General features: G+C 61.0%; 18 protein-coding genes. 6 read left to right on the top strand and 12 right to left on the bottom strand.

The window, feature by feature from the left end; all coding sequences use genetic code 11:
* Positions 1–23 precede the first annotated feature (23 nt).
* From DBR00_RS20660 to DBR00_RS09315, 3 genes are read left to right on the top strand one after another with little or no spacing between them, the layout of a single operon-like run.
* The gene (locus tag DBR00_RS20660; RefSeq protein WP_218276605.1) at positions 24–9,128 is read left to right on the top strand and encodes a hypothetical protein; all 9,105 of its coding nucleotides are present in this window, start codon (positions 24–26) and stop codon (positions 9,126–9,128) included.
* Complete coding sequence (locus DBR00_RS09320) at positions 9,125–10,765, top strand: ShlB/FhaC/HecB family hemolysin secretion/activation protein (RefSeq protein WP_108487977.1); 1,641 nt, start codon at positions 9,125–9,127, stop codon at positions 10,763–10,765. The genes DBR00_RS20660 and DBR00_RS09320 overlap by 4 nt, the downstream gene beginning before the upstream one ends.
* Positions 10,766–10,796: 31 nt before the next feature.
* Positions 10,797–11,540, top strand: coding sequence for a SapC family protein (locus DBR00_RS09315; protein WP_158271558.1), 744 nt, complete (start codon positions 10,797–10,799; stop codon positions 11,538–11,540).
* Between the two features lie 100 nt (positions 11,541–11,640).
* Here DBR00_RS09315 and DBR00_RS09310 read toward each other — a convergent pair whose 3' ends face one another.
* From DBR00_RS09310 to rplU, 5 genes are all read right to left on the bottom strand, one after another.
* Positions 11,641–12,105 (bottom strand): CreA family protein, encoded by a 465-nt coding sequence (locus tag DBR00_RS09310; RefSeq protein ID WP_108487975.1) that lies wholly within the window; start codon positions 12,103–12,105, stop codon positions 11,641–11,643.
* 10 nt (positions 12,106–12,115) lie between these two features.
* A complete protein-coding gene (proB, locus tag DBR00_RS09305; RefSeq protein WP_108487974.1) occupies positions 12,116–13,234 on the bottom strand; it encodes a glutamate 5-kinase in 1,119 nt (372 codons plus the stop codon).
* A 69-nt stretch (positions 13,235–13,303) separates the two neighbouring features.
* A complete protein-coding gene (gene cgtA / locus DBR00_RS09300) occupies positions 13,304–14,527 on the bottom strand; it encodes an Obg family GTPase CgtA (RefSeq protein WP_108487973.1) in 1,224 nt (407 codons plus the stop codon).
* Between the two features lie 249 nt (positions 14,528–14,776).
* Positions 14,777–15,034 (bottom strand): 50S ribosomal protein L27, encoded by a 258-nt coding sequence (gene rpmA / locus DBR00_RS09295; RefSeq protein ID WP_108487972.1) that lies wholly within the window; start codon positions 15,032–15,034, stop codon positions 14,777–14,779.
* Positions 15,035–15,073: 39 nt separating this feature from the next.
* A complete protein-coding gene (gene rplU, locus DBR00_RS09290; protein WP_108487971.1) occupies positions 15,074–15,385 on the bottom strand; it encodes a 50S ribosomal protein L21 in 312 nt (103 codons plus the stop codon).
* A 245-nt stretch (positions 15,386–15,630) separates the two neighbouring features.
* Between rplU and DBR00_RS09280 the strand changes: the two genes are divergently transcribed.
* Positions 15,631–16,599: a polyprenyl synthetase family protein gene (locus DBR00_RS09280; RefSeq protein ID WP_108487970.1), complete on the top strand. Its 969-nt coding sequence runs from the start codon at positions 15,631–15,633 to the stop codon at positions 16,597–16,599.
* Between the two features lie 614 nt (positions 16,600–17,213).
* Here the strand turns inward: DBR00_RS09280 and DBR00_RS09275 are convergent.
* Positions 17,214–17,978 (bottom strand): helix-turn-helix transcriptional regulator, encoded by a 765-nt coding sequence (locus DBR00_RS09275; RefSeq protein WP_108487969.1) that lies wholly within the window; start codon positions 17,976–17,978, stop codon positions 17,214–17,216.
* A 96-nt stretch (positions 17,979–18,074) separates the two neighbouring features.
* Between DBR00_RS09275 and DBR00_RS09270 the strand changes: the two genes are divergently transcribed.
* The gene (locus DBR00_RS09270) at positions 18,075–19,214 is read left to right on the top strand and encodes an MFS transporter (protein ID WP_108487968.1); all 1,140 of its coding nucleotides are present in this window, start codon (positions 18,075–18,077) and stop codon (positions 19,212–19,214) included.
* A 219-nt stretch (positions 19,215–19,433) separates the two neighbouring features.
* Here the strand turns inward: DBR00_RS09270 and ppa are convergent, their stop codons facing one another.
* Entirely contained in the window at positions 19,434–19,961 is a 528-nt protein-coding gene (ppa, locus tag DBR00_RS09265; RefSeq protein WP_108487967.1) for an inorganic diphosphatase, read from the bottom strand.
* 78 nt (positions 19,962–20,039) lie between these two features.
* Positions 20,040–20,879: a zinc-dependent peptidase gene (locus DBR00_RS09260; protein WP_108487966.1), complete on the bottom strand. Its 840-nt coding sequence runs from the start codon at positions 20,877–20,879 to the stop codon at positions 20,040–20,042.
* A 111-nt stretch (positions 20,880–20,990) separates the two neighbouring features.
* On the opposite strand from DBR00_RS09260, the gene DBR00_RS09255 reads away from it, so the two are divergent.
* On the top strand, positions 20,991–22,589 hold the full coding sequence (locus tag DBR00_RS09255; RefSeq protein ID WP_108538043.1) for a protein kinase: 1,599 nt from the start codon (positions 20,991–20,993) through the stop codon (positions 22,587–22,589).
* Positions 22,590–22,625: 36 nt separating this feature from the next.
* On the opposite strand, the gene DBR00_RS09250 is transcribed toward DBR00_RS09255, so the two are convergent.
* The 4 genes from DBR00_RS09250 to eat form a co-directional block, all read right to left on the bottom strand.
* The gene (locus DBR00_RS09250; RefSeq protein ID WP_108489431.1) at positions 22,626–23,093 is read right to left on the bottom strand and encodes a GNAT family N-acetyltransferase; all 468 of its coding nucleotides are present in this window, start codon (positions 23,091–23,093) and stop codon (positions 22,626–22,628) included.
* 137 nt (positions 23,094–23,230) lie between these two features.
* A complete protein-coding gene (gene eutC / locus DBR00_RS09245; protein ID WP_108489432.1) occupies positions 23,231–24,043 on the bottom strand; it encodes an ethanolamine ammonia-lyase subunit EutC in 813 nt (270 codons plus the stop codon).
* A gap of 14 nt (positions 24,044–24,057) precedes the next feature.
* A complete protein-coding gene (locus DBR00_RS09240) occupies positions 24,058–25,452 on the bottom strand; it encodes an ethanolamine ammonia-lyase subunit EutB (RefSeq protein ID WP_108489433.1) in 1,395 nt (464 codons plus the stop codon).
* A gap of 108 nt (positions 25,453–25,560) precedes the next feature.
* A complete protein-coding gene (gene eat / locus DBR00_RS09235; protein WP_108489434.1) occupies positions 25,561–26,931 on the bottom strand; it encodes an ethanolamine permease in 1,371 nt (456 codons plus the stop codon).
* Between the last annotated feature and the right edge of the window lie 12 nt (positions 26,932–26,943).

The following is a 26,943-nucleotide window of genomic DNA, read 5'->3' as shown; positions in this document are numbered from 1 at the left end:
CCGCCGATGGCCGGCTGGTCGGTATGCTGGCGCTGGGTGCCACCGTGGCGCAGGCGCTGTCGCAGTCGCAGACGCTGGCCGAAGTGGCGGGTCTGTTTGAGAGCAACCTGAGCACGGTGAAGATCAACGCATTCGGCAGTCAGGACAACCAGGCCGTTGCCAGCGCGGGTCAGGGTGGCCTGGTCAGTGGTGCGGCAGCCGTTGGCAAAACCGCTGACAGCAGTTCGACCCTGGCCAGCTTCTGGGCACGTGGTGTGCTCGGTAATGCCATGCAGGTGGGCAGCCTGGCCCTCAGCGCGTTGCAGCAGTCGCGCTTCAACAGCTTTGTCGACAGCAGCAGTGCTGCACTGCTCGGCATGAGCGGTGCCCATGCGCAGAACGACATCAACCTGACCACCAGTGCCCGGTTGGTGGAGGGCGCGCACATCAACAGCCGCGGTTACAGCCAGAGCGCTCGTGCCAACGTCAGCAAACCCCAGGCAAGCGCCTATAACGTGCAATCCGGCTCCGGTGGTGTGGTCGATGCGGCGGCTGCGCGCAGCCTCAGTGCGATCTCCCTGGACACCAGCAGTCTGGTCGGCAACGACGTGTTGCTGCGTGTCGACGGCGATTGGCGCAACCCGAAAAAGCTGGAAATTCAGGCCTTCAACCGTATTGATGGCTATGACCGGGTCAAACTCGACAGTGGCGGTGCGATCAGCATTGCCCGTGCCGAATCCCGCATCGATGTGCTCAAGAGCAACGCCGAGGTGCGCGTTGGGGAGCGTGCCGACCTCTACAGCATCGGCGATCTGGTGCTGGCTGCCAGCGGTGCTTATGTCATCGACAGTCAGGCTAACGCCAAGACGTTCGGCGCAGCCGGTGCGGCCAGCGGCAGCAGTCTGGCGCGGGTCAAAGCCGACTATGTGGCGCGCGTAAATGCCAATGCGGCGCTGTTCGCCTATGGCGATCTGCGCTTGCAGGCCGGTTATGGGCTCGATGGCGCGATGAACCGCGCCGAGCTCACGGCGCGCACTGACCTGTGGAACAACACCGCCTTCCCGGTGGTGACAGACCCGGAAGCCGCCGCAGAGTACCTGCGCACCAGTAACCTGCACGTGAACGCCGGTAGTCGGCTGCGCAGCGTGGGTGACATTCATGCCTATGCCGGGCAAGGGCATGGCGTACTCACTGGTAAGGGCGTGGGCCGTGACCTTTATCGTCAGGCCGCCGCGGACCTGCTGGGTGCCATCGTCGGGCAGGTGTCGCTGGACATCAACGGCGGCAGCACCCTGAACCGTGGCCAAGGCCTGGTGCGTATTGATGGTCAGTTGGATGCGGGCGTTTACAGTCAGCGCAAGTTGGTCATCAGTGGCCTGAAGTACCTGCTCAATGGTCAGGAGGTCAACCCGGCCAGCCTCAATGCCTCGACCCAAGGCACGCTTACCGTCGTTCCGGTGATGCAGGAAGTCAGTGATGGCATCACTTGGAGCCTTAAGCAAAGTGAATACTCACAGTTGCTGACGCAGCGCCTGCAGGAGCTCAATAACCGCTTAGCCAGCTACGGCATTTCGGCGGTTGAGCGGGCGGCTTTTGAAGCTGAGCGTACCCTGCTGAACAAAACCCTGAGCAAGCTGTATGAGCAGATGGGCGGTACGGTCGCCAATAACCCCGGTGCTGTTTCCGGCGAGGGCACCCTGCCGGAAGGCTTGAAAATCTGGCTGTTGGAAATTGATCCGATATTGGCCAAGCCCGGCAATATTCTGGTGCAAGGCGATGCCCTGATCGGCAGTGGCAAGCTCAATGCACCGGGCGATGCGAAGATCGAAATCATCAACCACAGCGAGGCATTCCTTAGCCTCAAGGGGCTGGAAATCCCGGATCACCTGGGCGGCCAGTTGCTCTTCAACGGCGCCAAGATGTCCGGCAATGCGAGCATTCAGGCCGCCAACAAACCGGGCAGTGGCAACGCGGCCTTCAGCAGCGTGACCGTGGCGGAAAACTCGGCCGCGCCGCGCATTGTGGTGCAGAACCTGCGCAACCCGGCTGACAACATCAAGGATGCTTCTGGCTTGAGCATGCCCGCGGCCGATATCTACGTCGCGGGCAGCCTGCTGAACAAACGCGGCGAGATCGAACTGACTGCCAAATACGGCAGCATCTACGCCAATGCCGATATCCGCGCGCAGAAACTGAGCCTCAGCGCCGGTCAGGACTTTGTCCTGAACAACCCCAAGGCCTTTGTGCATATTGGTGGTGATCCGGCATTCAACAACAACGGCAGCACGGTTCAAGGCAATGGTTCGGCCACGGTGGCTGGGCAGAACGTGGTGATCAATGCGCTGTACCTGAACATCAATGGCCTGATCCAGAGCGGTGTCGCGGATTGGCGGGCGACCATTGATGAGTCGCGCTTTGCCAATCTCGACGGTCGCCGTGCAGAAGCCGTTGGCAACCGCCTGCAACTGGTGCAGACCGATGCCCGTACCGGCACCCTGGGGTATGCCTGGGATTACGACAGCAACAGCATCGTGCTCGATCAGGTGCAGGTGGGCGGCGGTTACATGGAGCTGACCGGGCACATCCTCAGCACCGGCAATGGCCAACTCAAGGTGCTCGACGGCTTCAGTCAGGTGCACATCACCAATAACACCACGCGCCATCTGGAATTGTCCGGGCTGGACCTGGGCCGCGGCGTGGAAGGCACCCTGCGCATCAACGATCTGGGACGTGGCGAACAGGGGCAGCAGATTGGCGGCGATCGGCTCTGGTCGACGGTGTACACCCGCGTGGGCGATCAGGTGCAGCGTTATGAAGGCTGGAGCAACGGTCCGCTGATCCACAAAGGCAGCAGCAATGGCCGTGATACCAGCTACAGCACCACGGCCGGGCGCTCCTACGTCTGGCTGACCGGGCGCGACGACAGCATCACCACCACCCGGCAAGAGTACTGGGATGCCTTCTGGGGCTTTATCCCGACCGGTGATGGCACCCTGGCCTGGGAAAAAGTGGTCAAGGGCCAGAGCACAGCCATTCCCGGTGCCGAGTACATGGGCAACAGCCAAGGCCTGTACCGGATCGACAAAGAGCGCATCCGTAACCACCGCTTTGCCGAGGACGCGACGCTCAACGCGATCTATCAGAATGCGGCCTTGCAGCTGGCGGATCAGGACCCGGATAACGCGCTGTTGCAAATGTTCCGTGTCGGCCTTGGGGCCGGTGAAATTTCCCGGGTCAACGAGACTTACACGACCGCTGATCCGGTCAAAATCAATGAGTTCCTTGGTGGGTACTGCAAGACCCATTTCATTTGGTGCCAGGTTTACCGCACCACCCTGACCAAAGTGTTCAGCTCGGGCACAAAAGAAATCAACCGCTATGCGGTGCAGGCTGATCGCCCCATCAACATCAGCTTTATCGGCAGCGAGAGTGGGCTGATCGACCTGATGGCCAAGGGGGATGTGACGCTGCGTGGCTCGTTGTACAACCTCAGCGGCAGCACATCGCTGAGGGTCGACGGAGCGCTGCGGCAGAACAATGACAGCCTGGTGATTGCCGCGCGTGACCTCGACCTGCAGGCCGGGCAGTCAATCGGCAGCGCCGAACAGGCCTTGCGGGTCGAGGCCACCCGCAGCCTGGGCGCTTCCAGCCAGGCCGGCTCGATCGACCTCAAGGCCCTCAATGGCGGTGTCAACCTGACACGCCTGAGTGCCGGCGGTCATCACCTCTCGCTCAGTGCCCAGGGGGACATTCTCGGCCAGGCCGGGATGGTGGTGACGGGCAAGACCCTTAACCTGACCTCCAGCCACGGCAGCATTGGCACCGCCGGCAATGCGCTGCGCATTGATTCGGGCAACAGTGCCCAAGGCTTGCTGCAGGCGACCGCCGTGAATGATATCCACCTGGAGGAAGTGGGTGGCAACCTCTGGCTGGATCAGGTCAAGGCCGGTGGCGATGTCTGGCTTAAGGTCAGTGCCGGTGACCTGTATGACGGCAACAGCGAACTGAGCTACGACAACCGCGCCCTGAGTGAGCTGCAGCGCCTTTGGGCCAGCATGGGCCTGACCGGCAGTGCCGCCGATGAAGCGCTGGCGCAACAGCGTGATGCGCTGGTCAAGGCCGGGCAGCAGCGGTATGCGCAGTACTGGCGCATGCGCCAGGGCGGGGCGCTGAGCTTCGATGCCCAGCAGGCCGCCTTCAGCGAAGGGCAGCGCAACCAGCTCACCAGCCTGGGCTGGAGCGTGCAGCAGATCGCCACCGAGGAGGCGCGGCGAATCGCGGACTACCAAGCCCTGCATACGCTGTATGGCGCGGGCAGTTTTGATGCGAACTTCACTTACCAACTGCAGGGCAGCGAGCTGGCCAGTCTGGAGCAGACGGCCAAATGGACGGATGAGCAACTGCGCTACTCGATTTCCGCCAACCTGTTGCGCCGCGACGATGGCGGTTCGGTGGTCAAGGAGGCCAACAACATCGAGGGTCGCAACGTCACCCTGGAGGCCTCGCGCATTGGCCGCTTGAAAGCCGATGCGATTGTCATCGACCTGAGCCAGGCCGCTACGTTGAGCAACGAACAGCGCGCGGCGCTGGCGTCTGCTGAGCGGGATGACATCGTTTTTGATGCCAATAACCCGCTGCTGATCCGCGTGATTCAGCGCGATGACGTTAACGTCAAGGCCGGCGGAACCCTGACCGCCACGGCGCAAACGGACCTGTTCCTCGGTGGCGAGCAGGACTTCAACGTGCAGGCGCTCAACGGGCGCAGCATCAGCCTGAAAACTGATGGCAGCATCGTCAGCAGCAATGGCGACAAGGTGGTCATTCGTGGCCATGACGTCACCCTGGAGGCGGCCGGCGGCAGTATCGGCAACGCTCAGGCGCTGAATATGGCGGTCACTGGCGACCTCACCGCACGGGCACGGCTGCTCAACCTGGTGCAACACGGCGATCTCGCCGTGGAGCGTCTGACGGGCGTGGACAGTCTGTCGCTGCAGGTGCTGGGTAACCTGCGCGCCGCCAGTCAGCTGGGTGAAAACCTGCTGGGCGGGCAGATCAACCTCAAGGTCAGCGGCCTGACCGGGGCCAGCGGGCAGCGCTTGCAACTGGGCACAGGGCTGGTGTCTCAACAGATCAATCTGGACCTAGGCGCTGATGCCTGGCTCGGCGGCCTGCAAGGCGCGGCCAGTCAGCCGGGCGTGCTGCGTCTGGGCACGGTTGCCGTAAACGGTACCTTGGATCTGGGCCAAGTCAGCGAGGTGCAGCAGCGCGGTGCGTGGCAGCTTGGCGGCTTAGTGGCGGACGTCAGCGGCGACTGGCTGGCCAGTGCCGGCAGCAGCCTGAATGCCGACAAGGGCGTCCTGCTCAACAGCGGTGGCGACGTGCGCCTGGGCAACGTCAGCGTCGCCAACGGTGATCTGGATATTCAGGCCGCACGCCTCAGTGCAGGGGCACCGTCGACGCGCTGGCATGCCAGCGGTCTGCTGCGTCTGTCCAGCCTGGGTGATATTGGCAGCCCGCTGCAACCGCTTGAGCTGTCGGCCCGGCACCTGCAGGTCAACAGTGCCACCGGTGGGCTGTTCCTCAGCCTGGCGGCTGGTATTCAGGGCGGTACGCTGGACAGTGCGAGCCATCAGTGGCTGCGCAGCTTGGGTAATCTGCGCCTGGATCGGGTCAGCAGTGGTGGGGACATTCACCTGCAGGGCAGCGGTCTGCTCGAACTGACGGCACTGCGTGCCGAGCGTGATCTGGAACTGAGCGGTGAAGCCCTGACCGTCGGCACCTTGGATAGTCGTAGCGGCAATCTGACGGTCAATCTGAGTGATGCCCTGCGTGTCGACACGCTCAATGTAGCGGGCTTCGGCACGTTGCGCAGTGCTTCCGCGGTATTGGGCGAGGCGAGTTTTGCCGGCGCGCTGGAGCAGGTGCACAGCGGTGCAGTGCAAATCGACCGGCTGACCCGTGCCGGTAACTGGAGCTTGCAGGCCGATTCGGCACGCATTGGCAGCGCCATGGTCAACGGTCAGGTGCAGCACACGCTCAATGGTGCGCTGAACCTGGGCCAACTGGACGCTACCGGCGGCTGGAACTTGAAAGCAGGTCGCAGCGAGATCACCGAGGCCAACCTGGGTGGCGCGGTGAGCATGCAACTGCATGACGCGCTGCAGTTGGGTGCGTTGACAGCAGGACAAGGCTGGACTCTGCGCGGCACCTCGGCCACGGTCACCAATGCTGATATCCAAGGCTTCGTTGACCAGCAACTGAGTGGTGCACTGGCGCAAGACCGCCTGACTGCCGGCGCGAAATGGACCCTGCAGGCCGACTCGGCGCGCATCGGCAACGCCACGGTCAACGGTCAGGTGCAGCACACGCTCAATGGTGCGCTGAACCTGGGCCAACTGGATGCCACCGGCGGCTGGAACTTGAAAGCAGGTCGCAGCGAGATCACCGAGGCCAACTTGGGTGGCGCGGTGAGCATGCAGCTGCATGACGCGCTGCAACTGGGCCGTCTGACCACATCAGGCCGTTTGACCTTGCAGGGCACTGCCGCGCAGATTGGTCACCTGGTCGTGGGTGCAGAGGCTGACCTTGAGCTGACGGGTGATCTGGCGCTGCAGCGCTTGCAGGCGAAGACCTCGCAGCTGCGGGCAGGCAGCGCATCGCAACTGGCCGATCTGGCCATTGACGGTGACCTGTTGGTGCACGTGGCTCAGGGCATGTGGCTGCAGCGTGCGACGGTGAGCGGTCATGCTGACCTGCAGCACACTGGCGCTCAAGGCACGCTGCGCGTTGGCTCGCTGGATGTTGGGCGAACGCTGAACATGCAGGGCGCGGGTCACTGGCTGGGTGACAGTGCGCTGGTGCAGGGTGATGTCAGTGTCAACATAGGCAGCGGGACCTTTGGCCGGTTGGAAAGTACCAGCGGTGCTCTGCGCCTGAATGCTGGCGGGCATTTGGCGGTCGATGAGCTGCACAGCCGTCTGCAACGGATTGACCTGTCGGCGGGCAGTGCCCAGCTCGGCCGGGTGAGCGCGGCGGGTGAACTCAAGGCGCATACCCAGGGCGATCTGAGTGTGCTTGAGGGACGCAGCGGCGGCGACATGAGCCTCACCACGGCCGCAGGCCATCTGGGCAACATCCGCTTTGGCACCGCGATGGACCCGAATGATACGGCCGGCTTGCTGGCGGCCCATCTGAAAACCACCGGTAACCTGTTGGTGCATGCCGACGGCGATGTGCTGGGTGGCAATGCCGAGGCTGATCTGGAGCTGCGCATGATGGGCCGCAACCTGCGCTTTGGCCGTGCGCAGAGCCTCAAGGAGGACATCTTCCTGCAGGCCAATGGCAACTTCCTGCAGGGCCACGGCAATATCACCGGGCAGGTGGTGGAGGCCAAGCGGGACGTTGGCATCATCGCCAACGGTGACCTGAGCATGCCCAAGGTGCTGTTCGGGGGCACCTACTCGCTCAAAGCCGGACGTGATTTGGTGGTGGGCCTGGGCGGCGACCTGAATATCACCGGTATTGCCGAAGCCGGCCGTGACCTGCGTTTTGAAATTGCCGGCAAGGTTGACCTGGAGGGCGTGAGGGCCGGGCGTAACCTGAGCATCGTTTCCGGCGCCGCGATCAACATCGAGCAGTTTATCGATGCCGGTGGCCACATCACGCTCAAGGCCAACCAAGGCGATATCCGCATCGGTCAGCGCATCCGCTCCAGCGGTCAGTATGAGGGGCAGGCGGTCGCAGGCAATATTCTGCTGAGCGCCTCCGGCAGTATCGAGACGCCGCTGGTGGAAAGCCTCAATGGGCGTATTGAGGTCGAAGGTGCACGCCTGCAACTGGGTGATTTGGCATCCAGTCAGCGTATCGATTTGCAGGCCGGTGAGCAGATCACTGTTGCTAACAGCCGCAGTGGCGAAGAGCAGCGTTGGTTGGCAGATGCCATTCAGGTTGGACAAGCCGTAGATGCGGGCGGCCACATCACCTTCAATGCACGCAAGGGCGATATCCGCGTTGGTCAGCGCATCCGCTCCAGCGGTCAGTATGAAGGCCGCACGATTGCCGGCGACATTCTGCTGAGCGCAGCCGGCAGCATCGAGGTGCCGCTGGTGGACAGTCGCAATGGGCGTATCGACATGACCGGCGCGCGCCTGCAGCTGGGCGATCTGGCTGCCAGTCAGCGTATCGATCTGCTCTCGCGCGGGTTGATTCGGGTGGCCACCAGCCGCAGTGCAGGTGATCAGCGTTGGACCGCCGATGAAGGCATCTTCTTCGAACGTTTGCTGGCCAGTGGTCAGGCGTTGCTTGATGGCCTGCTTGATGTGCGGGGTACACAGCTGCGCGCCGAACAGGGTGTGCAGGTGCGTGCGGGCATTCGCCACGGTGGCTCAGACGCTGCCAGTATTCATCTGCAGCAGGCCGAGGCGCCGACTCTGAGCCTGTGGGCGGGGAATCTGGTGCGGGTCGCCGATGCGGCCATTGGTCAACGTCTGGACTTGCATGGCCGTGACATGCAGCTCTACGGACGACACACCGGTAGCGGTCAACTGGACCTCTGGGTGCAAGGCCGTGCCGATCAGCAGATTGCCGACACGCTGTTGTTGCGTCTGGATGCTGCCAGCATCGCCGCTCCGCGTCTTTATGTGGCCGCCGCGCTGATCGACACCACGGCGGCGCAGGTGGATTTGCGTGATGCACGCGGAGTCAATCGGCTTGAATTGCGCACCCCGCAAGCACGGGTGCGCATGGACAATGCCAGCCCGGTTTACATGGCCGATGCCGATGTGCAGCTGTACGAGCTGGACAAAGCCTTCAGCCTCAAGCAGAGCAGCCTGCTGTCTGACACCAGCGCCTATGTACTGCACCGCAAGTTGACCCATCAGGTGGTGGTGCCGAACTTCAGCATCAACCGTGAGGCCGGCACCGGTGTCCCGTACCAGGGGATTTCTGCGGCGCGCTTTGCCGAGCAGCACCTGTCGAGCGGCCTGACGCTGGTACGTCTGGCGTCCCTGCTCAATAGTCTGGCTGCAACGGTGGTGTCGAATGGTGTCTGGGTGCCCGCCTGGAGTCAGGCGCCTGTGGAAACCCGTATCAATATCGATGTGGCCGGTGATCGGCTGGAAGGAGATGAGGTGGCTTCTTGGTCCCTGTGATAACGACCCCGCGTGCTACCTGGCTGATGTTGGTCGTGCTGGCCAGCATCCACGCACAGGCGGCGCAGCCTATCGCCCCGCAGGTACCGGGGCTGGTTAACCCGAACCTGCAACGCGAGCAGGTGGAGCAGATTCAGCAACAGCAGCGTATCGAAGAGCGGGCCCGGCGTACGCAAGTGCCGGCGTTGCGCGGTGATGCGCCTGCTGATCAGGTTCTGCCGGATCAGGGGGAGCGGTTTGCGCTGACGGGTATCGCCTTCAATGCCTCGGTCTATCTGCCTCGCGAGCAGTTGGAGTCCTTGGCCCAGGGGTATGTCGGCCGTGAAATTGGCTTTGCTGAATTGAATCAGCTGCTGCGTGAGATCAATGCGCTCTACGAAGCGCGTGGCCAGCTGACGGCACGGGCATTGATCCCGGCGCAAAGCCTGGTAGACGGTCAGTTGCGCATTGTGCTGGTCGAGGCGAAGGTCGATCAGGTCACCTGGAAGGGAGAGACGCGTAAGGTCGGTGAGCGTTTCTATGCTCAACGCCTGAATGTGCAGCCGGGCAGCACCCTGGACAGTCCGGCGCTGATGAGTGCGATTCAGCGTTTCAATGCCACCACGCCTGGCCCTCAAGTGACGGCCAGCCTGGCCCCCGGCGCTCGCTTTGGCACTACATCGGTTGAGCTGGAGGCGTTCGAGCCTGAAACGCTGCAATGGAGCCTGTTTGCCAACAACTATGGCAATGAAAGCACTGGCCGTGAGCAGTATGGCGGCAGCCTCACCTGGTTTTCGCCCACCGCCGTGGCCGATGCCCTCAACCTGCTGCTGGTAACAACCGCAGGTTCGCAATATGCCAGTCTGCGCTACAGCCGGCCGCTGAACCGCTGGAATGGGGTTGCCTATGCCGAGGTGGGCGGGAACAGCATGACCGTGGAGGAGGGGCCGCTGGCGGCACTGAATATCGAAGGGGAGTCGCGCACCTACACCCTGGGGTTTGACCAGCCCTGGTGGCTGGATGACAACTGGCTGCTGCAAGCGGGTTTGGGCTATAACCAGCAGCGTTCGGAGAACACCGTCGACAGTTTCACCCTCAGTGAAGTGGATACCCGCGAGGCCTTTCTGCGTGGCCAGCTCGAATACCGGGCTGCGCCCTGGTACCTGCGGTATGAGCAGCGTGTGCGCCAAGCCAGTGTGGACAACGCGGTGAGTGGTGATACGGGCAGCTACGCACTGCTCAACGGGCAAGGTTATCTGTCGCGGGCCCTGGGTGAGCAGTTTGAGCTGGTCGGGCGTTTTGGCTGGCAATTCGCCAACAATACCGAAGAGTTGCCGGCTTCACTGTTCTACCAGTTTGGCGGCATCAGCAGTGTGCGCGGGTATGACCCCGGTGTCATTTCATCGCCCCAGGGGGCAACGCTCAACCTGGAAGCCTGGTGGCGCCCAAGCCAGCGCTGGCAGCCTTTTGTGTTCTTCGACTATGGCCGTGCCATGGAGCTGGGCATCACCGACATCGACCTGCAGAGCGTCGGCGTCGGACTCAATTTCAATTGGGGCCGGCACCTGAGTCTGAGCCTGACGGCCGCCAACACCCTCAAGGATGTTGTGCCTGATCAGGACGGCGGCCAGGTGTTGGCCCAGATCATTCTGCGCTGACCTTTTATTCACGTTTGAACGGAGACTCAATATGACCACGCTGCTGCTCTACAAAGACATCAAACCCCTCAACCGCGAGGAGCACCAGGCCCTCAAGTTGCAGCCCTCGGAAAACTGCGCGTTTGCGGCGGACACTCATCTGGTGCCGGTGGCCGGACTGGAGTTCTTCCAGGCCGCACGTCATTACCCGCTGGTCTTCATCGGCGAAGGCGCGCAGGCCACGCCAATCGCCTTGCTTGGTCTGGCGCAGGGGCACAATGGCTACCTGGATGATGAATTGCGCTGGCAGGCCAATACCTACATCCCGGCCTTTATCCGCCGTTATCCCTTCGTGCTCGCGCAGGATGAGGCGAGCAACTTCACCGTGTGCTTCGATGCGGCGTTCAGTGGCTGGAATCAGCAGGATGGTCGTGATTTGTTCGACGCTGAAGGGCAGAACAGCGCGTACCTGGATGAAATGATTCAGTTCCTGCAGAACTTCACTGCCGAGATGGAGCGTACCCGTGCGTTTGTGGAAAAGCTCAATGCGCTTGAGTTGCTCGCTCCGCGTACGATCAAACTGACCCACAGCAGCGGCGAAAGCTTTGTGCTCAGCGACTTCCTGGCCATTGATGAAGAGAAGTTCCTGGCGCTCTCCGATGAACAGGTGCTGGAGCTGAACCGTGGCGGTTTCCTGGGCTGGATCTACGCGCACCTGATGTCGCTGGGCAATGCCAATCAGCTGTTCGACAGCTACCTCAAGGCCAAACCGCAGGCGCCGGTGGTGACCCATTGAGGGTGTGATGGGAATATTGCACGCCTGAAAAAGCCCCTGCGATCGTTGATCGTCAGGGGCTTTTTCAGGTTGCAAGCAAAGGCTAAGAAACCGGTTCGGTTCAGGGCTGCTTTGGCCAGGGCAGAATCGGAATGGCAGTCACCGCATTCTGCGGGCTGCCTTCGATCACCCGGTCACTGTAAACCAGGTAGACCAGGGTGTTGCGTTTCTGGTCGAAGAACCGCACCACCTGCATGGTCTTGAATACCAGCGAGGTGCGTTCACGGAATACTTCTTCGCCGTCCTTGAGCTTATCCAGAAAGCTGATCGGCCCTACTTGGCGACAGGCGATTGAAGCCTCGGCGCGGTCTTCGGCCAAGCCCAGCCCCCCTTTGACGCCGCCGGTCTTGGCCCGCGACAGGTAGCAAGTCACGCCTGCCACCTTCGGGTCATCGAACGCCTCGACGACAATCTTGTCGTTCGGCCCCATGATTTTGAACACCGTCGACACTTCACCAATCTGTTCAGCCGCGGCCAACCCAGGCAGCAGCATCAGCGCACTCAGCAATCCCTTCAGCACTCGCATCCGCTTTCCCTCAAACCAGGATCAAATTATCCCGATGCACCAACTCGGGTTCGTCAACATACCCCAGCAGCTTCTCGATGGCATCGGATGGCTGGCCAATGATCTTCTGCGCCTCAAGCGCACTGTAGTTGGCCAGACCGCGTGCAATCTCACGACCATCCGCGGCTACGCACACCACCATCTCGCCACGCCGGAAACTGCCCTGCACGGTTTTCACGCCAACCGGCAGCAGGCTCTTGGTACCGGTTGCCAGTGCCTGCACGGCTCCCTCGTCGAGCACCAGGGTGCCGCGGGTCTGCAGATGGCCGGCCAGCCACTGTTTGCGCGCGGCGAGCATGCCGCGTTCAGGTGCCAGCAGCGTGCCCAGGCGCTCGCCGGCCTTGAGTCGCGCCAGCACCTGCTCAATAGCGCCACCCACGATCACTGTGTGCGCACCAGAGCGTGCTGCCAGGCGTGCTGCGCGGAGTTTGGTCTGCATGCCGCCACGCCCCAGCGCACCGCCGACACCGCCGGCGACAGCATCCAGTGCCGGGTCATCGGCGCGCGCTTCAAAAATCAGCTCAGCATCGGGGTTGTGCCGTGGGTCGGCGTTATACATGCCGTCGCGGTCGGTAAGGATTACCAGCAGGTCAGCCTCGACCAGGTTGGCCACCAATGCAGCCAGCGTGTCGTTGTCGCCAAAGCGGATCTCATCGGTGACCACGGTGTCGTTTTCGTTGATCACCGGCACCACATCCAGATCGACCAGCGTGCGCAAGGTGCTGCGTGCATTCAGGTAGCGTTTGCGGTCTGAAAGGTCGTCGTGGGTCAATAGAATCTGCGCTGTGCGCCGGCCGTGTTCGGCAAAGCTCGATTCCCAAGCCTGAACCAGGACCATCTGGCCGATCGCCGCCGCAGCCTGTAGCTCATGCATGGCGCTCGGTCGTGCGCTCCAGCCCAGCTTGCTCATTCCCGCCGCCACTGCGCCGGAGGACACCAACACCAACTCGACGCCCTGCTCACGTAGCGCGACCATCTGCTTGACCCATACCGCCATGGCTGCACGGTCCAGACCACGGCCATCGGCCGTCAGCAACGCACTGCCAATCTTCACCACCCAGCGCTGTGCGCCGGTTACCTTGTCACGCATGATCTTCCAACCCCAGCAGCCAACTGTGATTACAAAAACGCCGCAATTAAGCGGCGTTTGAATAGTTGCTTAATCCCGGACGTAAATGATTTCCGGGCCATCATCGGCATCTTCTTCATCCCAGAAGCTGTCATCTTCCTCGACGTCATCCACTGCACGCACGCCCGATCGACGCAGCGCGCGCTTGTCATCCAGCGCCTGCAACTGAGCGCGCGCTTCGTCTTCGATGCGCGTGTCCAGTTCGGCCAGTTCAGCAGCGTATTCCGGGTTTTCCTGGATGCGCTCAGCACGCGCCTCAAGGAAGTCCATGATGTCATAACAGAGCTTTTCAGTGCCCTGGCGGGCGAGGGCGGAAATAACATAAACCGGCCCCATCCACTCGATGCGCGCAACGATTTCTGCAATCCGTGCTTCCTGCTCTTCATCGAGGATCTGGTCAGCCTTGTTCAGCACCAGCCAGCGCTCACGCTCGGCCAGTGCCGGGCTGAACTTGGTCAGCTCGGTGATAATGGTGGCTGCCGACTCGGCCGGATCGGTCAGGTCCAATGGCGCCATGTCGACCAGATGCAGCAGCAAACGCGTACGCGACAGATGCTTGAGGAAACGAATCCCCAGCCCTGCGCCATCGGATGCCCCTTCAATCAGCCCCGGAATGTCAGCGATGACAAAGTTCTTGTAGCGATCCACGCTGACCACACCCAGGTTCGGCACCAGAGTGGTGAATGGGTAGTCCGCCACTTTCGGCTTGGCCGCCGAGACCGAGCGGATAAAGGTGCTCTTGCCGGCATTCGGCAGACCCAGCAGGCCGACATCGGCCAGCACCTTCAACTCCAGCTTGAGATCACGTGCCTCGCCCGGTTTGCCTGGCGTGGTTTGCCGCGGCGCTCGGTTGGTACTGGACTTGAAGCGGGTATTGCCCAGCCCGTGCCAACCACCCTGCGCCACCAGCAGGCGCTGGCCGGCGCGAGTCAGGTCGCCAATCACTTCCTGGGTACTGGCATCAATCACCGTAGTGCCAATCGGCACCGGCAGGATCAGGTCCTCACCCTTGGCGCCCGTGCAGTCGGTGCTGCCGCCCTTCTCGCCATTCTGCGCCTGGAAGCGACGGGTATAGCGGTAATCGACCAAGGTATTGAAGTTCTCGACAGCCTCGATGTACACCGAGCCACCGTCGCCACCATCCCCGCCGTTAGGGCCACCTTTCTCGATGAACTTTTCCCGCCGAAAAGCCATCATGCCGTTACCGCCGTCGCCAGCCTTTACATAAATCGATACTTCATCGACGAATTTCATTTCTACGCCTCCCGCTATCACGCGGGTCATCTAAACCGAGAAACACTAGGTTCTTGCAAAATTGACCTGCATTCAAATCGAACGCTAACACCCAGGACAGTTTGGCAAGAACCCCAAGAATACCGAAACAAAAAACGCCCGGAGCGTTTTCTGACGTCACGCGCAACGATCCGCCGGATAGCCACCATGGATGGCGAACCAATAAAAAAGCCCCGTCACAAGGACGGGGCTTTCCCAGCAGTCGCGCAATTAAGCCGCAACGACGCTCACGTAACGGCGATTGAACTCGCCCTTTACTTCAAACTTGATCACGCCTTCGATTTTCGCGAAGAGGGTGTGATCTTTACCCATGCCAACGCCGTAACCAGCGTGGAATTGGGTGCCGCGCTGACGCACGATGATGTTGCCTGCTTTGATAGCCTGGCCGCCATACATCTTCACGCCAAGTCGTTTGGCTTCTGAGTCGCGACCGTTGCGGGTACTACCGCCAGCTTTTTTGTGTGCCATGAGTTCAATACTCCTATAAAGGGATCAGACCGAAACGAATCAGGCCTGGATACCGGTGATTTTGATCTCGGTGTACCATTGACGGTGGCCCTGGCGCTTCATGTGGTGCTTACGACGGCGGAACTTGATGATGGTGACCTTGTCGTGACGACCTTGAGCGATCACTTCAGCAACAACCTTGGCACCTTCAACAACCGGCGCGCCGATTTTTACGTCGTCGCCATTGCCGACCAGCAGAACACGGTCAAACGTCACGGCTGCGCCAGTGGCCAGCTCGAGTTTTTCGACCTTGAGGAATTCGCCTTCGGTGACTTTGTATTGCTTGCCACCAGTAACAATTACTGCGTACATGGTAAATCTCCGTTAATCCTGCTCACCCAGCGCTTTATAGGTGTAAGTGTCGGCTGGCATGGCTGCTTGGGGCCGGAAGGACACCCTTGCAATTGCGTAAGGCAGGGAAATACCCAGGGGGAAGTTCAGGGTGCGCGATTGTACGCAAGCTGATCGAGCGGCGCAAGGGCTCCAGCCACTTGCCTTGACAGCCCCCAGCCTGCCCCCTAGCATGCCGCGCATCCCATGAGTAGCAGGTGTAAGCGATGCAACCCCAGGCTTTCTATCGCGTGGTGGCGGATGACTTCACCGCTGTCGACGGTATCATTCGCGCCCAGTTGGTGTCGCGCGTACCGCTGGTAGAAAAGATCGGCGACTATATTATCTCCGCAGGTGGCAAACGCCTGCGTCCATTGCTGGTTTTGCTCAGTGGTAAAGCTCTGGGGGTTGAAGGTGACAATCTGCGCCTGCTGGCCGCCACTATTGAGTTTTTGCACACCGCCACCTTGCTGCACGACGATGTAGTCGACATGTCCGACATGCGCCGTGGCCGCAGCACAGCCAACGCTCAGTGGGGCAATGCACCGAGCGTACTGGTCGGCGACTTTCTGTATTCGCGCTCGTTTGAAATGATGGTCGAGTTGGGCTCCATGCCCGTGATGCAGATACTCTCGAAAGCCACTCGTGTGATTGCCGAAGGCGAAGTGCTGCAGTTGTCGAAGATTCGCGACGCCAGCACCACCGAAGAAACTTATATGGACGTCATCCGTGGCAAGACGGCCATGCTCTTCGAGGCCTCGACCCATAGCGCTGCTGCCCTTGCCGGTGCTAACGCGCAGCAGACCGAAGCCTTGCGTACTTTCGGCGATCACCTGGGCGTAGCCTTCCAGTTGGTCGATGACCTGCTCGACTATCGTGGTGACGCCAGCACCCTGGGCAAGAACGTTGGCGACGATCTGGCCGAGGGCAAGCCGACGCTGCCGCTGATTTACACCATGCGCGAAGGCACGCCCGAGCAGGCGGCGCTGGTACGCCAGGCAATCCAGAAAGGCGGTATCGAGGACCTGGAAAGCATTCGCAATGCCGTTGAAGCCGCCGGCGCGCTGGACTACACCGCCCAACTGGCCCGAAATTATGTTGAGCGCGCAGTCGCTTGCTTGGATGTTTTGCCCGCCAGTGCATACCGCGACGCGCTGGTCGAACTCAGTCGCTTTGCCGTCGCCCGCACGCACTAGGCTGGTTAGTCTGTTGTCAGAAGCCCGTCCTTGTGACGGGTTTTTTTGTGCCTGCAGGCTCGGCCTTCGTAGTTCTCACTGGCAAGGAAAAAGCCGGCTTGTAGTCGGTTTTTTTGCTATCTAATTCATTGATTTTATTTGTTTTAAATCTTGGTGAGCTTTATGGCCCCCTTCATTTGTTCCCCCTGGCATGTGTTGCGTGCCAGGGTGCTCTGTTGTGACTGTCGCTTCTGGCCGGTCGTGATTAACCGTGTGGGGGGGCGCAACGACCGTCCAGTTCACATCCGTCACATACGCATAGCCGGTCATTATTTCAACGCCTTGGTCTTTGGTAAGCGCCATTTAGCCGTTTTGGTTACTGGCGAGCACCTTCGCGTTGTCGCCAATATGGCTGTATGCCGATAGCAAAACGCATTAATGCTTGACGCTATTTTGGCTGCATACGCCTCGTTGGCGTCGAGCTGCACGGTGTAGGTTATAAGGGGGCGTCTGAGCAGTTCAGGAGAGTCGTACGCCAAGGTTTTGGGCTAGTCCTGCTGAGCATGAGGCGTGTGGTGATTGCCACGATCTACTGCTGAAGCCGCATGGCAACATGCCCAATACGGTGTCGGCCTTTACTTGAAGTAACCCCGTGGCGTGGTGCCGGTCATGGCCTTGAAGAAGGCGATTAACACACTGTCGCTTGCGAAACCCAGCTCAAAGGCGCAGTAGGCAATGCTGCGTCCGGTAGCGAGCAGCTCAATGGCGCGTATCAGCCGCCATTGTTGGCGCCATTGTTGGTAACCCATGCCGGTTTCCCGTAGAAAAATGCGACCGATGGTTTTGCCGCTGGCGCCCACCTGTTGTTGCAGCTCTTGCAACTCAGGCGGCAGCTGTTCGAGGTTATTCAGTAACGGCGCCAGGCGCTTGTCTCTGGGCAGTGGCAGACGTGTCGGTTGTTCGCGGGCCTCGTTGATCTCGCTGAGGCACAGCCCCAGTAAATGCGCATATTTACCTTGATCCCAATCGGTGTCGAAAGGGGCCATTGCCATGGCTTCCAACACCGCCCGGAGCAATCCGCTGACTTCTATTACCCGTACTTGGGCCGGCAACTGCTTGGCCAGCATCGGGCACAAATACACCGAACGGTAGTCGACGGCCTGTTGCATCACCGCACGGTGTGGCACTCCGCTAGGGATCCACGCTGCCCGAGTCGGAGGTAACAGGCACAGCTGGTGGGCCAGGCTGATGCGTGTGCAACCCTGTTGGGTAAACAGTAATTGGCCGCGTTGGTGTTGGTGAATCCCTGAATCATGCTCGCCAAGCAGGGCGCCGATACCTATGACCGGACACTTGAACGTGTCTGGGTCGAAATCCGCATCGGCAGCTAGCCAGGCCATAGGTTGTCCGATTTTAGCGATAAGTTGTCGAAGTTTGGATAATACGCCGATGGCCGCTACTTAAAATACTCCTCGTTTCTTTAGGAGTCCTTTTCTATGAGTCTGAAAAATCTACTGGTGCTGGCGGTGGCGTTGCTGATGTTTCCGCAAATTGCCCAAACGCTCTACAGCCCCGCACTCTCGGATATCGGCCAAGTATTTGCTGTGAGTCCCCAAACAGCGGGGCAAGTTCTTTCCGTGTATTTTCTCGCATTCGCCCTGGGCGTGGTGGTATGGGGGCGGTTGTGCGACCGCTTTGGACGGCGTCCGATAATGTTGTCGGGGCTTGCCCTATACGGCTGGGCTTCCTGCCTTGCATTGAGCGTCAGCACCTTTGGTGGGTTGCTCATAGCTCAGATATTGGCCGCTTTCGGTGCGGCAGTGGGGTCGGTGGTGACGCAAACGGTTCTGCGTGATCGCTTCAGCGGCGCTGAACTGGCCCAGGTGTTTTCGGTAATGGGCATTGCCCTGGCGGCTAGCCCTGCGATTGGTTTATACACTGGGGCAAGCCTGGTTCACTACTTTGGCTATCGCGGCATGCTCACCTGCCTGCTGTTGCTAGCGCTGGCGTTGTGGGTTTGGTGCCTCTGGGCCTTGCCTGAAACCCGTCCAGCCACGCTGCCTACTGCGCCTTTGTTTGGCACTCTGCGCCTGATGCTCAAGGACTGGGCATTGTTGCGCTCGGTTGGGTTGGTGGCAGTATTTAACATTGCGCTGTTCAGTTATTACAGCCTTGGACCGTTCATCTTCGAGCGGCTGGGTTTGTCCGCCGAACAGTTCGGCTACAGTGGTGTTTTACTGGCGCTGGGGTCTGGGTTGGGGGCGTGGCTGAACAAAGGGTTGCTCAAGCGCGGAGTGAACAGTGAACAACTGGTCCTAGCTGCTGGTGCCGTGGCGTTGTTGGGCAGCATTCTGGTTATAGTGCTGCAGGACCGCTGGTTGTTCGTTCTGCCGATGTTGTTGGTGGTGGTGGCTTTCGGCATGGCTATTCCCAATGTGCTCGGGGCGGCGCTGATTGCTTATCGCGACCGCCTTGGCACAGCAGGTGCACTGTTTGGCTTGTTGTATTACGTGGTGATTGGCGCCGGCTTGACTCTGGCTGCCTGGGGGCAGGCGCTGGGCCTTACACTGTTGGTCTGTGCCTTGACGGCGTTATTGCTAGGGTTTACACGCCCGTCAACGGCTATCAAAAATTGATCGAAGTACCGAGCTGTGGCGTTAACGGCGGCACCCTCAACATCAAACACGTCCGCGCTCACGGCGATGAAGTTCTGCGCCTCATTATGAGAATGATTATGCGAGCTTGTGGGTTGAGCTGTGGGTTGCAGGCTGCTTCTGATTTTTAATTCTTATTTTCGGGGGGCATAGGCAATAAAAAAGCCGGCTTGTGGCCGGCTTTTAGGGGGGAGTCCCGACTTATTTTTGGTAAGCCGCGACCGCCTTGTTAATCAGGTTGCGGGCCTCGTCGGCGCCAGCCCAACCTTCAACCTTGACCCACTTGCCCTTCTCCAGATCTTTGTAGTTCTCGAAGAAGTGCTTGATCTGCTCGATCAGCAGAGCGGGCAGGTCGGTGTATTCCTGTACATCTTTGTACAGCACGGTGAGTTTGTCATGCGGTACGGCAACCAGCTTGGCATCGCCGCCGGCTTCGTCGCTCATCAGCAGTACGCCAACTGGACGGGCGCGGATGACTGAGCCAGGAGCCACTGGGTACGGCGTCACGACCAGCACGTCGAGGGGGTCACCGTCGTCCGCCAGGGTGTGCGGGATAAAACCGTAGTTGGCCGGGTAGAACATCGGGGTGGCCATGAAACGGTCGACCATCAGGCAATCGCTGTCGTGGTCGATTTCGTATTTGATCGGCGCGTGATTGGCTGGGATCTCGATGGCGACGTAGATGTCGTTCGGCAGGTCTTTACCAGCCGGGATCTTGCTGTAGCTCATGGGGCGACTCCCGAGGGGTGGGCCAAAAAAGTGGCGCGATTATAGGCATATTCCCCAAGCGTTGCTACGCCGGGATGCCTAGCCATTGGTCGCGAACTCATGGTCTTCGGTTCTGACCTGATAGTCCGGGTTGCTGGCCTGCAACTGTTCCAGGCGCGCCAGTGGGTCCTGTCGATAGAACAGCGCCAGCTGCGCGTACACCGCCGGGAAGGCACCGGCGAGCAGGTCGGGGGCGCTGAAGAAGTATTCGCTGGTGACGGCAAAAAACTCGGCCGGGTCTTCGGCGGCGTAAGGGTCGATGGCGGTTTCGGTGTCGGGGTTAGCATCCAGCTCGGCGTTCATCTGGTCAAAGGCGCTCTGCATGGCCTTGGCCCAGTCCTGAATGGCCATATTGCTGTGCAGCGGCGGCAGACCATTGGCGTCGCCATTGAGCATGTCCAGCTTGTGCGCCAGTTCGTGGATCACCAGGTTGTAGCCGTCCCACTGGCCGCTGGCCAACACACCCGGCCAGGCGAGGATCACTGGGCCTTGCAGCCAGGCCTCACCGCTGTGTTCGCCATCCCATTCATGGACCACGCCGCTGGCGTCGCGGTGGCGCTGCGGGCTGACGAAATCATCCGGATACAGGACGATTTCATGGAAGCCCTGATACCAGTTGAGGTCGGCCAGGTGCAGCAGTGGCAGTTCGGCCTGTACTGCCAACAGCAGGCGTGTATGGCCGTCCAGTTCGACGCCGGGCAGGGCACTGAGGTGTTTGTGATGCAGAAACAGTACGGCGCGCTCGCGCAGGCGCTGCTGTTCGTGTTCATTCAGGCCGTCGAGGATGGGTAAGCGCTGCAACACGGCCTGCCATCGCGCGGGGCTGATAGGGTGACGGGCAAGGATGCGCTGGCGACGCCAGGCACGGAACGACCACATGGACTCGGCTCGAACGCTAGGGTGTCCCCACCTTAAGCCGGGCTGCGGCGCTGGGCAAGTCGGCACAAAGGCTGCAGTGACCTCAGGGTATACGACCCGGGAGGGCTGCCAATGTCGATCGAGCGTCTGCATCATCCCGCCATCAAGCTGCTCTGCGGCAACGGTCTTGACCTGCCCGGCCAGGCTGCACGTGCTCGCGCGACCTGGCTGCCAGGGCGTGAAGGGCGTGCGCCGCTGCTGGTGATCGCGCTGCTCTGGGCGCGTGACTGCACTGATGTGGTGCGTACGCTGGAGGCCTGTCTTGATGGGCTGCTGGCGGACTTTTACAGCACTCCCGCAGGCTGGAGCGAAGCTCAGGCGGCACGCCAGGTGCTGGCGGCGCTCAATCAGCAGCTGTTTCGTCAGCGTCAGGCCGGGCGTAGCACGGCTCAACTGCATGCTGGGCTGCTACTGGTCCAGGGTGCAGAGGCGCAGTTCTTCCAGGCGGGGTCTATTGGCCTGCAGCGTTTTCAGCACACGGCGTTGACCCGCCTGATGGGACGTGAGGGGTTGCAGTTGGGGACTCAGGCCGAGCTGGCACTGGTGCAGCATCACCTGCTTCTGAGTGCAGGCGAGCGAGTGCTGATGGCCCCGCAGCCGTTGCTGGATGTGGCCGATTTGCAAGGCTGGCGCGGACTTGATGCAGAACTCGATACGCCGGCCCTGCAAACGCTGCTCACGCCCTTGCTACAGGCGCCTGGGGCGGCGGTTTTGCTGCAGCCGGGCGCCGCTGAGCAGGCGGCGGTAAAGACTGCACGCGCGCACTGGCCTGCCGTGCAGCATGCGCAACCCGGTGTGCAACTGGATGGCTGGGTGCTGCTCTCAGCATGCCCGTTTGGCCCACCGGGACGGTTGTTCCGCGTCACCGACCCCTGTGGCCGGGAGGCACTGCTTTGGCTGGCCGAGCAGGCGGCCGATGAGGTCTTCTGGCAGCGCGAATGGGTGCTGCGGCGCAGCCTGGTGAGCAGCCTGCCGCACGTACTGTCATCGCATCAGCCGCGTGAGCATGCCTTTGTGCTGCTGGAGCCGCCTGCCAGTGGCATGCGCAGCCTGGTCGACTGGATGGCCGCGCATGGTCCGGTCGATGGCTTGACGCTGTTGGCCTTGCTTGAGCAGTTGATCGCGGCGGTGCGCGGGTTGCAGCGGCGTGGCATGCAGGGGCTGTGGCTGGATCCGCGCAATATTCTGGTGAATGACGGCGGTCGGGTGCTGCTGTTGCCCGAACATGCCGCGCTGATTCCAGGTGTTCCACGGCAGGCGCTGCCGGTTGAGGCCGTGCCGCTGGCACCTGAGGTCCGTAGCGGGCAAGCCCTGGATGGGCGTGCTGACCAGTTCGCCCTGGCTGCGCTGGCGTACTGGTTGTTCTGTGGACGTTGGCCGGACGTGGCGCGGGCGGATGTCGACGGCAATAGCCGCTATGTAGCGCTGGCGTCGTTCAGTGTGCAGCTACCGGTGGGCTGGGATGGTGTGCTGGCGCGGGCATTGGCGCCCAGGCCGGAGGCGCGTTTTGAAGCCTTGTCGGAGTTCGAGCTGGCGCTGCGTCAGCCGTTGCTGACGCAGCGCGAACCGAGGCTGCACACAGGGCGTGACCGCTCGCCCTGGCGCCTGATTGTGCTTGGTCTGTTACTGGCACACCTGGGCATTGGTCTATGGCTGAGCCTGAACGGCTGATCAGCGCTGCATGCTGCAGCGCTGGCTGGGGGCGGCTTAGGGCGCGGTGAAGTCTTCGGTGATCGGCAGGACAAAACTTTTGAACTCGGTGTCTTCTTTGAAACCGATGGATTCATAGAGTTTGTGCGCAACGCTGTTGTCGATGCTGGAGGCCACGCGCAGACGCACGGCATGGGTCTCTTTGGCCATCTGCTTGGCCGTTTGAATCAGGCGGTCTGCCACCAGCTGACGGCGCGCGTCCTGGCAGACATAGATGTCGTTGAGGATCCATACGCGCTTGAGCGACAGCGACGAAAAGCTTGAATAAAGCTGGCAAAAGCCAAGGATTTTGTCGTCATCGTCTGGCATGGCCAGGTAGATCACGGACTCCTTGCGGCTGATGCGTTTTTCCAGAAATTTGCGCGAGGATTCAGGGTAAGGCAACTGGCCGAAGTGTTCGCGGTAATTGACGAACAGTGGCGTGAGTTGATCCAGATGCTCCAGGGTCGCTTGGACAATGCGCATGGTGAGCCTCGACTTCAGTCATGTGGATGGCTTTGGCAACACGGCCGCGCTGCCTGTAAACGCCCACGATGCTGCCTAAAGCAGTTTGAAAGTGCAATCCAAACAGGTGTTTGCCTGCTACGCCCGATAAAACCGGGCTAACCGAGTAGGAAGTTGTCGCGTGCGGCGCCGCCATTCAGCACGGGAACTTCGGCTTCATCCTTCAAGTTGACTCCTGATAGTTGGCGGCGGCAGGCTTCGCGCATCAGGTAGAACAGGCGGTGACTGGCCATGGCATAGCTCAGCCCCTCCAGGCGGACGTTGGAAATGCAGTTGCGGTATGCATCGGTCAGGCCTACCCGTGGCGCATACGTGAAGTACAAACCCAGGCTGTCCGGTGAACTCAGACCGGGACGCTCGCCGATCAGAATCACCACCATACGAGCACCAAGCCGTTCGGCCACTTCATCGGCTATTGCGACGCGCCCCTGGTTGACCAGCGCGATAGGAGATACGCGCCAGCCTTCAGTTGCGGCGTTTTCTTCGATGCGCTCAATCATCGGCAGGGCATTGCGATGCACGGCCAGCGCGGAGAGGCCGTCGGCGACGACGATGGCCAGGTCATAACCATCCGGGTTGTTCTCCCGGTGCTGGTCCAGCAGTTCTGCGGACTCGTGACTCAGGCGTCGACCCAGGTCCGGGCGTTGCAGGTAGGTGTCGCGGTCCTTGGCGGCGCTGTGCAGCAGCAAGCTCTGCCGATGCTGGTGAGCCAGGTTGGCAGCCAGCGTGGCGTGATCAAACGGTAGGTGCACGGCATCGCGGGCCTGGGCGTGGGCGTACTGAAAATCCAGCTGTGCATGGGTCGGCATGCTGGTGCCGGCACGGCCGAGCGCGATGCGCGCAGGGGTTAGGTTGCGCAGTTGCTGCCAGGGATTTTCGCTGGCGCCGCTGAGGGGGCTGTCATCGTACATAAGCGGCTCCTTGATTAACCAAGCTGCGCCAGGGCCTGGCGAAACGCCGGCGGCAGGCTGTTACCCATACGCGGACGGCCATCGGCCTGGGTGAAAATGCCCATGCGCTGCAACCAGCCTTCGAACTCGGGCGCCGGCTTTAATCCCAGGCTCTGCCGGGCATACAGCGCGTCATGGAAGGAGGTGGTCTGGTAGTTGAGCATCACGTCGTCTGAGCCGGGGATGCCCATGATGAAGTTGATTCCGGCCACGCCGAGCAGCGTGAGCAGCACGTCCATGTCGTCCTGGTCGGCTTCTGCGTGATTGGTGTAGCAGATGTCGCAGCCCATCGGCAGGCCCAGCAACTTGCCGCAGAAGTGGTCTTCCAGGCCGGCGCGGATGATCTGCTTGCCGTTATAAAGGTACTCCGGGCCGATAAAACCGACCACGGTGTTCACCAGAAACGGTTTGAAGTGGCGGGCCACCGCGTAGGCACGGGTCTCGCAGGTCTGTTGGTCGAGGCCATGGTGGGCACCGGCGGACAGTGCGCTGCCTTGGCCGGTTTCAAAGTACATGAGGTTGTTGCCGAGGGTGCCACGGTTGAGGCTCAGGCCGGCGTCATAGCCTTCCTGCAGGATCTTCAGGCTGACGCCAAAGCTGGCGTTGGCCGCCTCGGTGCCGGCAATTGACTGAAACACCAGGTCCAGTGGCACGCCCCGGTTGATCGCCTCGATTGAGGTGGTGACGTGGGTCAGCACGCAGGCCTGGGTGGGGATTTCATAACGCTGGATGATGCCGTCGAGCATCTTCAGCATGTCGCAGATCGAACTGATGCTGTCGGTGGCCGGGTTGATGCCGATCATGGCGTCGCCGTTGCCGTACAGCAGGCCGTCGAGAATGCTCGCGGCAATGCCGGCCGGCTCATCGGTCGGGTGATTCGGTTGCAGGCGGGTGGACATACGCCCGCGCAGGCCGACAGTGTTGCGAAAACGGCTGACCACACGGATTTTCTGCGCCACTAGCACCAAGTCCTGCACGCGCATGATCTTCGATACCGCTGCCGCCATTTCTGGCGTCAGTCCGGGGGCGAGGGCGCGCAGGCTGGCTTCATCGGCGCTGTCGTCGAGCAGCCAGTCGCGGAAGCCACCGACCGTCAGGTGGCTGACCGGGGCGAAGGCCGCCAGGTCATGGCTGTCGATGATCAGCCGGGTGAGCTCATCAGCCTCGTAGGGAATCAGTGCCTCATTGAGGAAGTGTTTGAGTGGAATATCAGCCAGGGCCATTTGCGCCGCGACCCGCTCACCGGCATTGCTGGCAGCAACACCCGCGAGATAGTCGCCGGAGCGCGCCGGACTGGCCTTGGCCATGACCTCGGCGAGGCTGTCAAAACGGTACGTCTGAGTGCCGACGCTATGAGAGAAACCGGTCATCTGTCGATAGGCTCCTGATCCGGCTGGTTACTGCTGAGGTGCACATGCCGTTCAGCATGTGCACCTGAATGGGGCCGCTGTCGAGCTTTAGCACGACAGCGGTGCATCTTAAACGCCGGTTAGCATGGCGTCAGCCGGTGCTTCGGAGCGCTGCTTGTGGGTCAGTTGGAAGTAGATAAAACCGACAGCCATAAAGCCTACGAAGACCAGGCCAATAACCGGGTTGAACCAGGCCATAGCCACCAGGCAGACCAGGGCCAATGCAAGGGCGATGCCTGGAACAATCGGATAGCCCGGCGCGCGGAAGCTGCGCTCCAAGTTTGGCTCGGTTTTGCGCAATTTGAACAGGCTGAGCATGCTCATGATGTACATGACGATGGCGCCGAATACGGCCATGGTGATCATTGCCGCCGTCAGGCTCATGCCCTGCAGGTTGATCAGGCCATCGCTGTAGATTGCGGCGATACCGATTGCGCCACCCGCCAGGATGGCCCGGTGCGGTGTCTGGAAACGGTTCAGCTTGGCCAGCCCGGCAGGCAGGTAACCGGCGCGCGCCAGGGCGAAGAACTGTCGCGAGTAGCCGAGAATGATGCCGTGGAAGCTCGCCACCAGGCCGAACAGGCCGATCCACACCAGCATGTGTAGCCAGCCGGAGTTGTCACCGACCACCGCCTTCATCGCTTGCGGCAGCGGGTCATTGATGTTCGACAGTTGACGCCAGTCGCCGACGCCGCCAGCCATGATCATCACGCCGATGGCCAGGAATACCAGGGTCAGGATGCCGCTGACATACGCGCGCGGAATGGTGCGTTTCGGGTCTTTGGCTTCTTCGGCGGCCATGGCCGCGCCTTCGATGGCGAGGAAAAACCAGATGGCAAACGGAATCGCCGCGAACATTCCGGCAATCGAGGCTGTGCTGAAGGTGTCGGAGCCAGACCAGCCGTTCAGCGCGAAGTTGCTGAAGCTGAAGCCCGGTGCAACCACGCCCATAAACACAAGGAGCTCACCCACCGCGAGCACGGTGACGATCAGCTCGAAGGTCGCGGCAATGCTCACGCCGAGGATGTTCAGGGTCATAAAGACGGCGTAAGCCCCGACTGCGGCGAGTTTGGGGTCGAGCCCCGGAAACTGCACGTTGAGGTACGCACCGATGGCCATGGCAATCGCCGGTGGCGCAAAGACGAACTCGATCAGGGTAGCCAGCCCGGCAATCAGCCCGCCTTTTTCACCAAAGGCCCTGCGGCTGTAAGCGAACGGGCCGCCCGCGTGAGGAATGGCCGTGGTCAGTTCGGTAAAGCTGAAGATAAAACAGGTGTACATCGCCGCCACCATCAGCGTGGTGACGAGAAAGCCCAGTGTGCCAGCGCTGCCCCAGCCGTAACTCCAGCCGAAATATTCACCGGAAATCACCAGGCCGACGGCAATACCCCATAGATGCAGGGTGCCGAGTGTAGGTTTGAGTGTCGTTGTTGTAGTCATGAGTACCCGCCC

It is taken from the genome of Pseudomonas sp. HMWF032 (genome assembly GCF_003060885.1).
Classification (GTDB): Bacteria; Pseudomonadota; Gammaproteobacteria; order Pseudomonadales; family Pseudomonadaceae; genus Aquipseudomonas.
Note: the sequence above shows the minus strand (reverse complement) of the source record. Positions and strands in the feature narration are given on the sequence as shown.

Excerpts from the sequence above, each read along its gene's own strand:
- rplU (WP_108487971.1), bottom strand. The coding sequence starts at position 15,385 with ATGTACGCAGTAATTGTTACTGGTGGCAAGCAATACAAAGTCACCGAA.
- DBR00_RS09270 (WP_108487968.1), top strand. The coding sequence starts at position 18,075 with ATGAGTCTGAAAAATCTACTGGTGCTGGCGGTGGCGTTGCTGATGTTT.
- rpmA (WP_108487972.1), bottom strand. The coding sequence starts at position 15,034 with ATGGCACACAAAAAAGCTGGCGGTAGTACCCGCAACGGTCGCGACTCA.
- ppa (WP_108487967.1), bottom strand. The coding sequence starts at position 19,961 with ATGAGCTACAGCAAGATCCCGGCTGGTAAAGACCTGCCGAACGACATC.
- proB (WP_108487974.1), bottom strand. The coding sequence starts at position 13,234 with ATGCGTGACAAGGTAACCGGCGCACAGCGCTGGGTGGTGAAGATTGGC.
- DBR00_RS09240 (WP_108489433.1), bottom strand. The coding sequence starts at position 25,452 with ATGACCGGTTTCTCTCATAGCGTCGGCACTCAGACGTACCGTTTTGAC.
- eat (WP_108489434.1), bottom strand. The coding sequence starts at position 26,931 with ATGACTACAACAACGACACTCAAACCTACACTCGGCACCCTGCATCTA.
- DBR00_RS09260 (WP_108487966.1), bottom strand. The coding sequence starts at position 20,879 with ATGTGGTCGTTCCGTGCCTGGCGTCGCCAGCGCATCCTTGCCCGTCAC.
- DBR00_RS09280 (WP_108487970.1), top strand. The coding sequence starts at position 15,631 with ATGCAACCCCAGGCTTTCTATCGCGTGGTGGCGGATGACTTCACCGCT.
- DBR00_RS20660 (WP_218276605.1), top strand. The coding sequence starts at position 24 with ATGCTGGCGCTGGGTGCCACCGTGGCGCAGGCGCTGTCGCAGTCGCAG.
- DBR00_RS09255 (WP_108538043.1), top strand. The coding sequence starts at position 20,991 with ATGTCGATCGAGCGTCTGCATCATCCCGCCATCAAGCTGCTCTGCGGC.
- DBR00_RS09315 (WP_158271558.1), top strand. The coding sequence starts at position 10,797 with ATGACCACGCTGCTGCTCTACAAAGACATCAAACCCCTCAACCGCGAG.
- DBR00_RS09275 (WP_108487969.1), bottom strand. The coding sequence starts at position 17,978 with ATGGCCTGGCTAGCTGCCGATGCGGATTTCGACCCAGACACGTTCAAG.
- eutC (WP_108489432.1), bottom strand. The coding sequence starts at position 24,043 with ATGTACGATGACAGCCCCCTCAGCGGCGCCAGCGAAAATCCCTGGCAG.
- DBR00_RS09250 (WP_108489431.1), bottom strand. The coding sequence starts at position 23,093 with ATGCGCATTGTCCAAGCGACCCTGGAGCATCTGGATCAACTCACGCCA.
- DBR00_RS09310 (WP_108487975.1), bottom strand. The coding sequence starts at position 12,105 with ATGCGAGTGCTGAAGGGATTGCTGAGTGCGCTGATGCTGCTGCCTGGG.
- cgtA (WP_108487973.1), bottom strand. The coding sequence starts at position 14,527 with ATGAAATTCGTCGATGAAGTATCGATTTATGTAAAGGCTGGCGACGGC.